Genomic DNA, 14176 nt, shown 5'->3' with positions numbered 1-14176 from the left:
AGCAACGCGTGCCGCCCTGCAAAGGCAGGGCGGCACGTCGCATCAAAGCCTGGCCGTACGTACGGCCGGTCCTGGCCGCCTTAGTTGATCTGCAGTTGCGACGCCTGGCTCACCGGAACCAGCTTGCCCAGCTTCAGCGTGAGCACGCCGTTTTCCAGCTTGGCTTCGCTCGCTGCGGCATCGATGTCCAGCGGCAGCTCGTAGGCGGCCTTGAACTGGCGCTTGGCTTCGGCCTTGCTGTCGATGCGGACCACGGCGCCTTCGAGGCTGATCGCGAGGTCTTCACGCGAGAGGCCCGGCACGTCGAGCGAGAGCGTCCAGCTCGTGTCGTCCTGCTCCACCAGCGGCGAGCGGCGGGGCGCGGCGAAGGCGTCGTTCACGAAGCGCTCGAAGGCACGGTCGTACGAGCGGGGAACGAAGCGGGTGGTGCGGACGGTGGGTGCGAAAAACATGATGAAAAGCTCCTGAATGAACACAATGGGGACAAGGAATGTGTGTCCCTTACACTGCGCGGCCATTCAATCCTGAGTGCCGCTTGACACCTCATCTAGGCGCAGCCGCACGCGTTTCAAGACGATGACTCCCCCCTTTATTTGGCGCCGCCAGGCCTTGAAATTCGCGGCGCTGGCGCTATGCGCGAGCCCCTTCGCCGCGCTTGCGCAAACCTCGTCCGTACCGCCCGCGCCCATCCGCCTTGCGTTGATCGAGAGCATGAGCGGGCCCTTCGCGAACACGGGCGAAGCGGTGTTCCGCAACCTGCTGTGGGCTGTGGAGCGGGTCAACGCGCGCGGCGGCGTGAAGCTGCCCGGCGGTGCGCGTCCGCTGCAGCTGGACCGCTACGACAGCAAGGGCCAGAACGAGGAAGCGCTCTCCGCATTGCGCGCGGCCATGGACGACGGTGCGCGCATCGTCCTGCAGGGCAACTCGTCGGCCACCGCCGCGGCGCTGGTCGATGCCATCGACAAGAACAACGAGCGCGACCCGGCAAGGCGCGTGATCTTCCTGAACTACGCGGCGGTCGATCCGGTACTCACCAACGAGCGCTGCAGCTTCTGGCACTTTCGCTTCGACGCGCACGCCGACATGCGCGTGGCCGCGCTGATGGACGTGGTGAAGGACGACGCCGCGCTCAAGCGCGCCTACCTGATCGGGCAGGACTACAGCTTCGGCCAATCGGTGCTGCGCGAGGTGCGCCGGCAGCTCGGCGTGCAGCGGCCCGATGTGGAAATCGTCGGCGACGAACTGCACCCGATGGGCAAGGTGAAGGACTTCGCGCCCTACGCCACCAAGATCCTCGCGAGCGGCGCGCAGGCGGTGTTCACCGGCAACTGGGGCAACGACCTCACGCTGCTCGTGAAGGCGGCACGCGAGGCCGGGTTCAATGGCAGCTTCTATACCTTCTACGGCAACGCGCTGGGCGCGCCGGCGGCCATCGGCGATGCAGGCATCGGCCGTGTGGTGGCCGTGGCCGACTGGCTGCCGAACGTGCAGACCGCGCAGTCGGAGGCGTTCTACCGCGCGTTCCGTGCGCGCTTTCCGAAGCCCGCGGACGACTATGTGCACATGCGGATGCAACTGCTGGTCGAATCGCTCGCGCAGGCCGTCGAGCGCGCCGGAAGCGTCGATGCCGTGGCGGTGGCGCGCGCGCTGGAGCAGGCCGACGTGAGCCTGTACGGCCAGCGCGGCCGCATGCGCGCGGCGGACCACCAGTTCCAGCAGCAGCTCGTGGTCGGCGTGATGGACCGGCAGGGCAAGCCCGGCGTGCAGTTCGATGTCGAGGGCTCGGGCTATGGCTTCCGCGTGATCAAGACGATCGCCCCGGAGCGCGCCGAACTGCCGACTTCGTGCAAGATGAAACGACCCTCATGAACAGGACAACAGCAGATGCGTGAAGCCATCCACAACCTCGAAGCCTCCAAGATCCGCGAGGTCGCCAATGCTGGTCTGGGCCGCGACGACGTACTGGCCTTCTGGTTCGGCGAGAGCGACGAGGTCACGCCGGAGCTGATCCGCCAGGCTGCCATCGAATCGCTGCAGCGCGGCGAAACTTTCTATGCCCACAACCTCGGCTTGCCCGAGTTGCGCGAGGCAATTGCGCGCTACACCAGCGCGCTGCATCCGGCGGTCGATGCGTCGCGCATCGCGGTCACTTCGGGCGGCGTGAGCGCGCTGATGCTGGCGGTGCAGGCGCTGGTCGAGGCCGGCGACGACGTGGTCGCGGTGACGCCGGTGTGGCCGAACCTCACGGCGCAGCCGGCGATCATGGGGGCGCACGTACGCACGGTGCCGCTGGTGCCGGTGCAAGGGCAGTGGACGCTCGACTTGCCTGCGCTGCGCGCGGCGGTCACGCCGAAGACGAAGCTCCTGATCGTCAACGCGCCCAACAACCCCACCGGCTGGACGATGACGCGCGACGAGCAGCAGGCCGTGCTCGATCACTGCCGCCAGACCGGCACCTGGATCCTCGCCGACGAGGTGTACGAGCGGCTCTACTTCGAGTCGACGCCGAACAGCTGCGCGCCGAGCTTTCTCGACATCTCGAAACCCGACGACCGGCTCGTCGTGACGCACAGTTTCTCGAAGAGTTTCCTCATGACCGGATGGCGCCTCGGCTGGCTGGTGCTGCCGCCCGCGATGGTCGATGGCATCGGCAAGCTGATCGAGTTCAACACCTCCTGCGCGAGCGTGTTCACGCAGCGTGCCGCCATCGCGGCGATTGCGCACACGGCGGACATCACGCCGCGCGTGGTGGCGCACCTGAAGCTGTGCCGCGACACGCTGGTGCCGCTGCTGGCCGCAGTGCCCGGCGTGCAGGTCGCTCCAGCCAAGGGCGGCATGTACGCCTTCTTCCGGCTCGAGGGCTTCGGCGATTCGCTCGATGTGGCCAAGCGGCTCGTAGTCGAGGCGGGCCTCGGGCTCGCGCCCGGCAATGCCTTCGCGCCCGAGGCGCAGGGCTGGCTGCGCTGGTGTTTTGCGTCGAAAGACCCGCAGCGGCTGGTGCAGGGCGTGGAGCGCCTGCGCCACTGGCTGGCGGCGCAACCGCAACGCAAGGGCTGATCCGGCCCGGCTGCAATTTCGTTCAATACGCGGGGCATGCGGCCCGCGAAGCTTGGCCTTTCTCGAAAGCGAAAGGTCATGCATGTCGGAACGAATCAAGGGAATGGTGTTGTGCGCGCTGGCGATGGTGACCGTGGGCAGCACGGTGGTCGCCAGCAAGGTGATTGCGGGCGGCCTGCCGCCGTTTACCGCGACGGCGCTGCGGTTTGCGATGGCGCTGCCTGTGTTTCTTTTGCTGTTGCGGGTGACGCGCACGCCGTGGCCGCGGCCTGATCGGCGTGATCTGGTGCTGCTCTTGTGCCAGGCCGGGCTGGGAAGCGTCGGCTACACGGTGCTGTTGATTTTGGGCGTGCGGTGGGCGCCGGCTGCCAGTGCCGGCGTGGTGGCGGGGACGCTGCCGGCTGTCGCTGCGCTGGTGGCGGTGCTGGCGTTGCGCGAGCGGCCTGGGCGCTATCTGGTGGGCAGCATCGTGCTGGCGACGGCGGGGGTGCTGGCGATCAGTTGGCCAGGGGAGGGCGCAGCAGGGGACTCAAAATCCCCCGCCGCGCTGCTGGGCAACCTGCTGGTGCTGGGCGCGGTCGTCTGCGAGGCGATGTTCATCCTGCTCAACAAACGCCTGCGGGTGCCGGTGCGGCCGTTGGCGCTGTCGGCGCTGATGACGGCCTTCGGGCTCCTGCTGTCGCTGGTGCCGGCGCTGTTCGAACGGGCCTGGGAGCGTCCGCTGCCGAACGACGCGCTGGTTGGCGTCGCCTACTACGCGCTGGTGCCGACGGTGCTGGGCTTCGTCCTCTGGTTCGCCGGATCGGCCAGGCTGAAAGGGGCGGAGGCAGCGCTCTTCACGGCGCTGCTGCCGGTTTCTGCACTGATACTGGCGGCGCTCTGGCTGGGTGAAAGTATCAGTCTCGCGCAGATCGGCGGAGCGGCTTGCGTGCTGGGTGCCGTGGGGCTGGCTTCGCTCGATGGACGGGGTGGGAAACGCCCCGAAAGCCCCCTCCGGCCCGCCGAGCTATAATCCCGAGGCTTTGCATGCCGCAAGGCGCACGGTGAGGGCAGTTCCAGCGCTCACCGCAAGTCAAACATCCCGGAACAAGGAAATTCAACATGATCGCAGCCTCCATCAAGGCCGAAGTCGTCAAAGACAACGCCCGCGCCGCCAACGACACCGGCAGCCCAGAAGTGCAAGTCGCACTGCTGACCGCCCGTATCAACGAGCTCACCCCCCACTTCAAGACCCACGCCAAGGACCACCACGGCCGTCGCGGTCTGCTGCGCATGGTGAGCCGCCGCCGCAAGCTCCTGGACTACCTCAAGTCCAAGGACGCCGACCGTTACACCGCGCTGATCGCCAAGCTGGGTCTGCGCAAGTAAATCGAATCGCATGAAAAAACGCCTGGGTTAGTCCGCTAGCTCAGGCGTTTTTTACTTCGCGATCCACTTTCGGAGTGCCAAAACAGAGCGAAGCTGTGTCATTCCAATGAAGTTCTCCCCGAGCTTCGCTGGAATGGCATCGTGTTCTGAGAAGCCTCCGCCCCTTGCGAGCCCTGCGCGGTTCGCTACTAAAACAGGAGCAAAAATGAGCCTCTTCAACAAAGTCACCAAGTCCTTCCAGTGGGGCGACAAGACCGTCGTCATGGAAACGGGCGAAGTCGCCCGCCAGGCCAATGGCGCCGTGCTGGTCGACATCGACGGCACCGTGATCCTGGCGACCGTGGTCGCCTCCAAGTCCGCCAAGCCGGGCCAGGACTTCTTCCCGCTGACCGTCGACTACATCGAGAAGACCTACGCCGCGGGCAAGATCCCCGGCAGCTTCTTCAAGCGCGAAGCCAAGCCCAGCGAACACGAAACGCTGACCAGCCGCCTGATCGACCGTCCGATCCGCCCGCTGTTCCCTGAAGGCTTCCTGAACGAAGTGCACGTGGTCATCCACACCGTGTCGCTCAACCCCGAAGTCGACGCCGACATCGCCGCCATGATCGGCGTGAGCGCCGCTCTGTCGATCTCCGGCATCCCCTTCAGCGGCCCGATCGGCGCCGCCCGCGTGGGCTACATCAACGGCCAGTACGTGCTGAATCCGGGCCAGACGGCCCGCAAGGATTCGCAGATGGACCTCGTCGTCGCCGGTACGCAAGCCGCCGTGCTGATGGTCGAGTCCGAAGCCCAGCAACTGAGCGAAGAAATCATGCTCGGCGGCGTGGTGTTCGGCCATGAACAGGCCGGCATCGCGATCAACGCGATCCATGACCTCGTGCGCGACGCCGGCAAGCCGGTGTGGGACTGGCAAGCGCCGGCCGAAGACGAAGCCTTCGTCGCCAAGGTCAAGGGCCTGGCCGAAGAAAAGCTGCGCGCTGTCTATCAAATTCGCAGCAAGCAAGCCCGCACGCAAGCCCTGCGCGAAGCCAATGCCACCGTGATGGCATCGCTGAAGGAAAGCGGCGAGCCTTTCGACGCCGGCAAGGTCAACGACCTGCTGTTCTCGATCGAATCGAAGATCGTTCGCAGCCAGATCCTATCGGGCGAACCTCGCATCGACGGCCGCGACACGCGCACCGTGCGCCCCATCGAAATCCGCAACTCGGTGCTGCCCCGCACCCACGGTTCGGCTCTGTTCACGCGCGGTGAAACGCAAGCGCTGGTCATCACCACGCTCGGCACCGAACGCGATGCACAGCGCATCGACGCGCTGGCCGGCGAGTACGAAGACCGCTTCCTGTTCCACTACAACATGCCTCCCTTTGCCACTGGCGAAGTGGGCCGCATGGGTTCGACCAAGCGCCGCGAAATCGGCCACGGCCGCCTGGCCAAGCGCGCGCTCGTCGCCGTGTTGCCGACCAAGGAAGAATTCCCGTACACCGTGCGCGTGGTCTCGGAAATCACCGAGTCGAACGGCTCCTCGTCGATGGCTTCGGTCTGCGGCGGCTGCCTCTCGATGATGGACGCCGGCGTGCCGATGAAGGCGCACGTGGCCGGCATCGCCATGGGCCTCATCAAGGAAGACAACCGCTTCGCGGTGCTGACCGACATCCTGGGCGACGAAGATCACCTGGGCGACATGGACTTCAAGGTGGCCGGCACGACCAACGGCATCACTGCGCTGCAGATGGACATCAAGATCCAGGGCATCACCAAGGAAATCATGCAGGTCGCACTGGCGCAAGCCAAGGAAGCGCGCATGCACATCCTGGGCAAGATGCAGGAAGCCATGGGCGAAGCCAAGGCCGAAGTCTCCAGCTTCGCACCGCGCCTGACCACGCTGAAGATCAACCCCGAGAAGATCCGCGACGTGATCGGCAAGGGCGGCTCGGTCATTCGTGGCCTGCAGGAAGAAACCGGCACGACGATCAACATCGACGAAGACGGCACCATCACCATCGCCTCGACCGATCCGGAAAAGGCCGAACTCGCCAAGAAGCGCATCGAACAGATCACCGCCGAAGTCGAAATCGGCAAGGTCTACGAAGGCCCGGTCACCAAGATCCTGGACTTCGGCGCGCTCATCAACCTGCTGCCCGGCAAGGATGGCCTGCTGCACATCAGCCAGATCGCGCACGAACGCGTCGAGAAGGTGACCGACTATCTGAGCGAAGGCCAGATCGTGAAGGTCAAGGTTCTGGAAACGGACGAAAAGGGTCGCGTCAAGCTGTCCATGAAGGCCCTGACCGAGCGTCCGGCCGGCATGGAATACAGCGAGCGTCCGCCGCGTGAAGACCGTGGCGATCGCGGCGACCGTGGCGGTGACCGCCGCGAACGTTCGGACCGTGGCGATCGCGGCGGCGACCGTGGTGGTGATCGTGGCGAGCGCGCCCCGCGCTTCAACGACCAGCAACAGCAACCGCGCAACGACCAGCAGCAGGCTCCGGCCGGCGAGCAACAGTCGCAAGCCCCGCGCGAGCCTCAGGAGTAAGAAGGGCGCAACGGCAGGTTTTCCTGCCGTTGCTATCTTTTGAACAACCAGCTGCGCCCCATTTGCGGGCGTTGGAGGCCGAAAGACCATGAAAGCCATTGAAATCACTTCGTACGGCGCCCCTGAGGTGTTGCGCGTGGCCGATCGTCCCGATCCTGTGGCGGGTGCGGGCGAACTGCTGATTCGCGTCGCGGCCAGTGGCGTCAACCGGCCCGACGTGCTGCAGCGGATGGGTCACTATCCGGTGCCGCCAGGCGCGTCCGACCTGCCGGGCCTTGAAGTGGCCGGCGAGATCGTGTCGGGCGACGCCGCGGCGTTGGCCGAAGCGGGCTTCAAGGTCGGTGACCGCGTTTGCGCGCTGATTGCCGGTGGTGGTTATGCCGAGCTGTGTGTGGCGCCCGTGGCGCAATGCCTGCCGGTGCCCAAGGGCTGGAGCGATGTCGACGCAGCTTCGCTGCCCGAGACCTTCTTCACCGTCTGGAGCAATGTGTTCGAGCGCGGCCGCCTGCAAAAGGGCGAGACGCTGCTGATCCAGGGCGGCTCGAGCGGCATCGGCGTCACGGCGATCCAGATCGCCAAGGCGCTGGGCGCGACGGTGATCGTTACTGCTGGCAGCGACGACAAGTGCGAAGCCTGCAAGAAGCTGGGCGCCGACCATGCCATCAACTACCGCACGAGCGACTTCGTCGAAAAGGCGAAGGAACTCACGGGCGGCAAGGGTGTGGACGTGATCCTCGACATGGTCGCTGGCGACTACGTGGCGCGCGAGATCGAGTGCCTGGCCGAAGACGGCCGGCTCGTGATCATCGCGGTGCAGGGCGGCGTGAAGGCGCAGATCAATGCGGGCCTCGTGCTGCGCAGGCGTCTGACGATCACCGGCTCGACGCTCCGGCCCCGGCCGGTGGCGTTCAAGGGCGCTATTGCCAAGGCATTGCGCGAGAAGGTGTGGCCGCTGCTCGAAAGCGGCGCGATCAAGCCCGTGATCCACAGCACTTTTGCGGCGGCGGGTGAACCCAGTGGCGCAGCCCAGGCTCACACGCTGATGGAATCGAACCAGCACATCGGCAAGATCGTGCTGACATGGTGACAACGACGAACAACGCGATGACAACCAAGAAGAAACTGATCGCCGGCAACTGGAAGATGAATGGCGGCCTGGCTGTAAACGAGGCGCTGGTGAAGGCTCTGCAGCAAGGGCTGGCCGCAAGCCCGGCTGCTTGCGATGTCGCGCTGTGCGCGCCGGCGCCGTATTTCGCCCAGCTGCAATCGCTGTTGGCGGGCACGCCGTCGCTGGCGCTCGGTGCGCAGGACGTTTCGGCGCATCCGCAAGGCGCGTTTACTGGCGAGCAATCGGCGGCAATGCTGAAGGATTTCGGGGTGCGCTATGCCATCGTCGGCCATTCCGAACGTCGGCAGTACCACGGCGAAACCGACGAGACGGTGGCTGCGAAGGCGGCTGCCGCATTGGCCAATGGCATCACGCCGATCGTTTGCGTCGGCGAGACGCTGGCCGAGCGCGAAGCAGGGCAGACCGAAGAAGTCGTCAAGCGCCAGCTGGCAGCGGTGATCCATGTGAATGGCCACTGCATCAGCGAAATCGTTGTGGCTTACGAGCCGGTCTGGGCCATCGGCACCGGCAAGACGGCTTCGCCAGAGCAAGCGCAGGCAGTGCATGCCGTGCTGCGTGCGCAGTTGCATCACGCAGCGAGCGAGCACGCTGCCGGCATCAGCATTCTTTACGGCGGCAGCATGAACGCGGCCAATGCCGCCGAACTGCTGGCGCAGGCCGACATCGATGGCGGCCTCATCGGTGGTGCATCGCTCAAGGCCCCCGACTTTCTGCAGATCATTTCTGCCACTGCGCGCTGAACGCGCAACGGCTGTTATCAATTAGGAGTAAGAACGAATGAACGTGGTCCTCAACCTTCTGGTCGGCGTGCAAATGCTGGCGGCCCTGGCGATGATCGGCCTGATCCTGGTCCAGCACGGCAAGGGTGCCGACATGGGCGCCGCCTTCGGCAGCGGCAGCGCCGGCAGCCTGTTCGGTGCCAGCGGCAGCGCGAACTTTCTCTCGCGCACCACGGCTGTGCTGGCTGCGGTGTTCTTCGCATGCACGTTGCTGCTTGCGTACTTCAGCCATGCGCGTCCTGCGGGCGGCGGCAGTCTCCTCGAGCGCGCGGCCGTGGGCACGCCCGCTGCACCTGCCAAGCCGGCATCTGGCGCTGCAGGCGAAATCCCTGGTGCGGGCGCTCCGAGCGCACCTGCATCGGCACCTGCCGCACCCGTTTCGGGCGCCGGTCAGATTCCGAACAAGTAATCCAGTCGTTTTCATGCAGTCGTCCCGAGAAACGGCTGTATTTCAGGGTAAACTCTAAAGCTGTTCAGAAAGCCAAATGCCTTAACCGGTACCTCATGCCATCTGAACAGCAAAAACCGCGGTCGTGGTGAAATTGGTAGACACGCTATCTTGAGGGGGTAGTGGCGAAAGCTGTGCGAGTTCGAGTCTCGCCGACCGCACCAAATCTCATCGGCAGAAAACCTCATCCAGAGGTTCTTCTTGCCGGTGGCAAGCGGTGAAAATTTCTCGATGAACCTCGATTCCTACCTCCCCGTCCTTTTGTTTATTTTGGTCGGAGTCGGCGTAGGCGTCGCCCCCCAGGTCATCGGATACATCCTCGGCCCCAATCGGCCGGACGCTGCGAAGAACGCGCCCTACGAGTGCGGCTTCGAAGCCTTCGAGGATGCGCGCATGAAGTTCGACGTGCGCTATTACCTCGTCGCCATTCTCTTCATCCTGTTCGATCTCGAAATTGCCTTTCTCTTCCCGTGGGCCATTGCGCTCAAGGAGATTGGTGCTGTCGGCTTCTGGGCCATGATGATCTTTCTCGCCATCCTCGTCGTAGGTTTCATCTACGAGTGGAAAAAAGGCGCGCTCGACTGGGAATGACAAGGAAAGCACACGATGGCCATTGAAGGCGTTCTCAAAGAAGGTTTCGTCACCACCACCTACGATTCGGTGGTGAATTGGGCGAAGACCGGATCTCTCTGGCCGATGACCTTCGGCCTCGCATGCTGTGCGGTCGAAATGATGCACGCCGGCGCTGCCCGCTACGACATCGACCGTTTCGGCATGCTGTTCCGTCCCAGCCCGCGCCAGTCCGATCTGATGATCGTGGCCGGCACGCTGTGCAACAAGATGGCGCCGGCACTGCGCAAGGTCTATGACCAGATGCCCGAGCCGCGCTGGGTGCTCTCGATGGGCTCGTGCGCCAATGGCGGTGGTTACTACCATTACAGCTATTCGGTCGTGCGCGGCTGCGACCGCATCGTGCCGGTCGACGTCTATGTTCCGGGTTGTCCGCCCACCGCCGAGGCATTGCTCTACGGCGTGATCCAGTTGCAGCAGAAGATTCGCCGCACCAACACCATTGCCCGCGCCTGAGAGATTGCCGACGATGACTGACTTTGCAATTTCGCCGGAGGTGCTGCGCGCCACCATCACCGAGACGCTTGGCGCCAAGGCCAAGAGTGTCACGCTCGCATTGGGCGAGGTGACTGTCGTGGTGAGCGCCGCCGATTACATCGAAGCCGCCACGCTGTTGCGCGATGCGCCCGGCTGCCGCTTCGAGCAGCTGATCGATCTCTGCGGCATGGATTATTCCGACTACCGCGAAGGCGAGTGGCAAGGCGAGCGCTACGGCGTGGTTTCGCACCTGCTGTCGGTCACGCTCAATCAGCGCGTGCGCCTGAAGGTGTTCGCTCCGAACGAAGACCTGCCCGTGGTCGATTCGCTCCAGCCCGTTTGGAACGCCGCCACCTGGTTCGAGCGCGAAGCATTCGACCTCTACGGCATTGTGTTCGACGGCCATGACGACCTGCGCCGCATCCTGACCGACTACGGCTTCATCGGCCACCCGTTCCGCAAGGACTTCCCGGTGTCGGGTCACGTCGAGATGCGTTACGACGAAGAACAGAAGCGCGTCGTGTACCAGCCGGTATCGATCGAGCCGCGAGAAATCACGCCGCGCGTGATCCGCGAAGACAACTACGGCGGCGGTTTGCACTGATATGGCCGAAATCAAGAACTACACCCTCAACTTCGGCCCCCAGCATCCGGCCGCGCACGGCGTGCTGCGCCTGGTGCTCGAGCTCGACGGCGAAGTGATCCAGCGCGCCGACCCGCACATCGGCCTGCTGCACCGCGCGACAGAGAAGCTTGCCGAATCGCGCACCTTCATCCAGTCGCTGCCCTACATGGACCGCCTCGATTACGTGTCGATGATGTCCAACGAGCACGCCTACTGCCTCGCCATCGAGCGGATGATGGGCTTGGACGTGCCGATCCGTGCGCAATACATCCGCGTGATGTTCGCCGAGATCACCCGCCTCTTGAACCACCTCTTGTGGCTCGGCGCGCACGGTCTGGATTGCGGCGCGATGAACATGCTCATCTACTGCTTCCGCGAGCGTGAAGACCTGTTCGACATGTACGAGGCCGTTTCCGGCGCGCGCATGCACGCGGCTTACTTCCGTCCGGGTGGCGTCTACCGCGACCTGCCGGACGCGATGCCGCAGTACAAGGTCAGCAAGATCAAGAACGCGAAGGCCATCGAGCGCCTGAACGAAAACCGCCAGGGTTCGCTGCTCGACTTCATCGACGACTTCTGCAAGCGCTTCCCGAAGATGGTCGACGAGTACGAGACGCTGCTCACCGACAACCGCATCTGGAAGCAGCGCACCGTGGGCATCGGCGTCGTGACGCCGGAGCGCGCGCTGAACCTGGGCTTCACCGGCCCCATGCTGCGCGGCTCGGGCATCGAATGGGACCTGCGCAAGAAGCAGCCCTACGACGTCTACGACCAGATGCAGTTCGACGTGCCCGTGGGCAAGACCGGCGACTGCTACGACCGCTACCTCGTGCGCGTCGAAGAGATGCGCCAGGCCAACAAGATCATCCAGCAGTGCTCGGCATGGCTGCGCGTGAATCCCGGCCCGGTGATCACCGACAACCACAAGGTCGCCGCGCCCGCGCGCGAATCGATGAAGGCGAACATGGAGGAGCTGATCCACCATTTCAAGCTCTTCACCGAAGGCTTCCACGTACCCGAAGGCGAGGCCTATGCCGCCGTCGAGCATCCGAAGGGCGAGTTCGGCATCTATCTCGTGAGCGACGGCGCCAACAAGCCCTATCGCCTGAAGATCCGCGCCCCTGGTTTCCCGCACCTCGCCGCCCTCGACGAAATGTCGCGCGGTCACATGATCGCCGACGCTGTCGCGGTGATCGGCACGATGGACATCGTGTTCGGCGAAATCGACAGGTGAGAAAGAGCGAATGACGACTTCCTCAACCCATCACCACGATGCGGCCCCTGCGGCCCCGTTGAAGGCTGAAATCCTCGAGCGCTTTGCGCGCGAGGTCGCCAAGTACCCCGAAGCCGGCAAGCAATCCGCCGTGATGGCGTGCCTAGCCATCGTCCAGCAGGACGAGGGCTACATCAGCATGCAGCGCGAGCGCGAGATCGCCGACTACCTCGGCATGGCGCCCATCGCCGTGCACGAGGTGACGACCTTCTACAACATGTACAACCAGCACCCGGTGGGCAAGTTCAAGCTCAACGTGTGCACCAACCTGCCATGCCAACTGCGTGACGGCGTCACCGCGCTCGTGCACCTCGAAAAGAAGCTCGGCATCAAGATGGGCGAGACCACCGGCGATGGCCTGTTCACGCTGCAGCAGAGCGAGTGCCTGGGCGCCTGCGCCGATTCGCCCGTGATGCTGGTCAACGACCGCACCATGTGCAGCTTCATGAGCAACGAGAAGCTCGACCAACTCATCGAAGGCCTGCGCGCTTCGACCAAAGGGGAGACTGCCTGATGTCGCCCGAACAAGTACTCCAGCAGTTCCAGGCAACGGGCGTCCAGACCTGTTTCCATGACCGCCACATCGAGCCGCAGATCTATGCCGGCCTGAACGGCACCAACTGGCGCCTCGCCGACTACGAAGCGCGCGGTGGCTACAAGGCGCTGCGCAAGATCCTCACCGAGGGTCTCACGCCTGACCAGGTGATCGCCGAAGTGAAGGCCTCGGGCTTGCGCGGCCGTGGCGGCGCCGGTTTCCCGACGGGCCTGAAGTGGAGCTTCATGCCCCGCCAGTTCCCGGGCCAGAAGTACCTCGTCTGCAACTCCGACGAAGGCGAGCCGGGCACGTGCAAGGACCGCGACATCCTGCAGTTCAACCCGCACATCGTGATCGAAGGCATGGCCATCGCGGCGTACGCGATGGGCATCAGCGTGGGCTACAACTACATCCACGGCGAGATCTTCCAGAGCTACGACCGCTTCGAGGAAGCCCTCGAAGAAGCGCGCGCCGCCGGCTACCTCGGCGACAAGATCATGGGCAGCACGTACAACTTCCAGTTGCATGCCGCCCACGGCTTTGGCGCCTACATCTGCGGCGAAGAAACCGCGCTGCTCGAATCGCTCGAAGGCAAGAAGGGCCAGCCGCGCTTCAAGCCGCCATTCCCGGCGAGCTTCGGCCTCTACGGCAAGCCGACCACCATCAACAACACCGAGACCTTCGCGGCGGTGCCCTGGATCATCAACAACGGTGGTCCGGCGTATCTCGAATGCGGCAAGCCGAACAACGGCGGCACCAAGATCTATTCGGTGAGCGGTGACGTCGAACTGCCCGGCAACTACGAAGTGCCGATGGGTACGCCGTTCTCCAAGCTGCTGGAGCTGTGCGGCGGTGTTCGCAAGGGCCGCACGCTCAAGGCCGTGATTCCCGGTGGATCGTCGTCCCCGGTGCTGCCGGCCGACATCATGATGGCCTGCACCATGGACTACGACTCCATAGCCAAGGCCGGCTCCATGCTGGGCTCGGGCGCGGTGATCGTCATGGACGACAGCCGCTCGATGGTCGAATCGCTCAAGCGCCTTTCGTACTTCTACATGCACGAATCCTGCGGCCAGTGCACGCCGTGCCGCGAAGGCACGGGCTGGCTCTACCGCGTGGTGGACCGCATCCATAACGGGCAGGGCAGGGCGACCGACATGGACCTGCTCAATTCCGTCGCAGACAACATCCAGGGCCGCACCATCTGCGCCCTCGGCGATGCAGCGGCAATGCCGGTGCGCGCCATGATCAAGCACTTCCGTCACGAGTTCGAGGCCTTGATTCCGGGCTACGTCCCGAAAGCGCCCGTTCAGGCCTGAGCC

General features: G+C 64.5%; 15 protein-coding genes and 1 tRNA gene. 15 read left to right on the top strand and 1 reads right to left on the bottom strand.

The window, feature by feature from the left end; all coding sequences use genetic code 11:
• Positions 1–80: 80 nt before the first annotated feature.
• Complete coding sequence (locus VARPA_RS20130) at positions 81–452, bottom strand: Hsp20/alpha crystallin family protein (RefSeq protein WP_013542420.1); 372 nt, start codon at positions 450–452, stop codon at positions 81–83.
• A gap of 124 nt (positions 453–576) precedes the next feature.
• Between VARPA_RS20130 and VARPA_RS20125 the strand changes: the two genes are divergently transcribed.
• The 15 genes from VARPA_RS20125 to nuoF all read left to right on the top strand — a co-directional run bounded on the left by VARPA_RS20125 (position 577) and on the right by nuoF (position 14173).
• Positions 577–1869, top strand: coding sequence for a branched-chain amino acid ABC transporter substrate-binding protein (locus VARPA_RS20125; RefSeq protein ID WP_013542419.1), 1293 nt, complete (start codon positions 577–579; stop codon positions 1867–1869).
• Between the two features lie 15 nt (positions 1870–1884).
• The gene (locus VARPA_RS20120; RefSeq protein ID WP_013542418.1) at positions 1885–3057 is read left to right on the top strand and encodes a pyridoxal phosphate-dependent aminotransferase; all 1173 of its coding nucleotides are present in this window, start codon (positions 1885–1887) and stop codon (positions 3055–3057) included.
• A gap of 82 nt (positions 3058–3139) precedes the next feature.
• Positions 3140–4069, top strand: a complete 930-nt coding sequence (locus VARPA_RS20115; RefSeq protein WP_013542417.1) for a DMT family transporter — start codon at positions 3140–3142, stop codon at positions 4067–4069.
• A gap of 89 nt (positions 4070–4158) precedes the next feature.
• Positions 4159–4425, top strand: coding sequence for a 30S ribosomal protein S15 (gene rpsO / locus VARPA_RS20110; RefSeq protein ID WP_007837783.1), 267 nt, complete (start codon positions 4159–4161; stop codon positions 4423–4425).
• Positions 4426–4630: 205 nt separating this feature from the next.
• Positions 4631–6958 (top strand): polyribonucleotide nucleotidyltransferase, encoded by a 2328-nt coding sequence (gene pnp, locus VARPA_RS20105; protein WP_013542416.1) that lies wholly within the window; start codon positions 4631–4633, stop codon positions 6956–6958.
• A gap of 88 nt (positions 6959–7046) precedes the next feature.
• A complete protein-coding gene (locus tag VARPA_RS20100; RefSeq protein ID WP_013542415.1) occupies positions 7047–8045 on the top strand; it encodes an NAD(P)H-quinone oxidoreductase in 999 nt (332 codons plus the stop codon).
• A gap of 17 nt (positions 8046–8062) precedes the next feature.
• A complete protein-coding gene (tpiA, locus tag VARPA_RS20095) occupies positions 8063–8827 on the top strand; it encodes a triose-phosphate isomerase (protein ID WP_200861438.1) in 765 nt (254 codons plus the stop codon).
• A 37-nt stretch (positions 8828–8864) separates the two neighbouring features.
• Positions 8865–9275 carry a preprotein translocase subunit SecG gene (secG, locus tag VARPA_RS20090; RefSeq protein ID WP_013542413.1) on the top strand — a complete coding sequence of 137 codons (411 nt, stop codon included), beginning with the start codon at positions 8865–8867 and terminating at the stop codon, positions 9273–9275.
• A gap of 118 nt (positions 9276–9393) precedes the next feature.
• A tRNA-Leu gene (locus VARPA_RS20085) sits at positions 9394–9478 on the top strand.
• Between the two features lie 67 nt (positions 9479–9545).
• A complete protein-coding gene (locus tag VARPA_RS20080; protein ID WP_041943881.1) occupies positions 9546–9905 on the top strand; it encodes an NADH-quinone oxidoreductase subunit A in 360 nt (119 codons plus the stop codon).
• A 15-nt stretch (positions 9906–9920) separates the two neighbouring features.
• A complete protein-coding gene (locus VARPA_RS20075; protein WP_007837763.1) occupies positions 9921–10400 on the top strand; it encodes a NuoB/complex I 20 kDa subunit family protein in 480 nt (159 codons plus the stop codon).
• A 13-nt stretch (positions 10401–10413) separates the two neighbouring features.
• Positions 10414–11025 (top strand): NADH-quinone oxidoreductase subunit C, encoded by a 612-nt coding sequence (locus VARPA_RS20070; protein WP_013542411.1) that lies wholly within the window; start codon positions 10414–10416, stop codon positions 11023–11025.
• A 1-nt stretch (position 11026) separates the two neighbouring features.
• Positions 11027–12280 (top strand): NADH-quinone oxidoreductase subunit D, encoded by a 1254-nt coding sequence (locus tag VARPA_RS20065; RefSeq protein WP_013542410.1) that lies wholly within the window; start codon positions 11027–11029, stop codon positions 12278–12280.
• Positions 12281–12290: 10 nt separating this feature from the next.
• The gene (gene nuoE, locus VARPA_RS20060) at positions 12291–12833 is read left to right on the top strand and encodes an NADH-quinone oxidoreductase subunit NuoE (protein ID WP_013542409.1); all 543 of its coding nucleotides are present in this window, start codon (positions 12291–12293) and stop codon (positions 12831–12833) included.
• A complete protein-coding gene (gene nuoF, locus VARPA_RS20055; RefSeq protein WP_013542408.1) occupies positions 12833–14173 on the top strand; it encodes an NADH-quinone oxidoreductase subunit NuoF in 1341 nt (446 codons plus the stop codon). The genes nuoE and nuoF overlap by 1 nt, the downstream gene beginning before the upstream one ends.
• The last annotated feature ends 3 nt before the right edge of the window (positions 14174–14176 follow it).

Origin of the sequence: Variovorax paradoxus EPS, assembly GCF_000184745.1 — a bacterium.
GTDB lineage: Bacteria > Pseudomonadota > Gammaproteobacteria > Burkholderiales > Burkholderiaceae_C > Variovorax > Variovorax paradoxus_C.
Note: the sequence above shows the minus strand (reverse complement) of the source record. Positions and strands in the feature narration are given on the sequence as shown.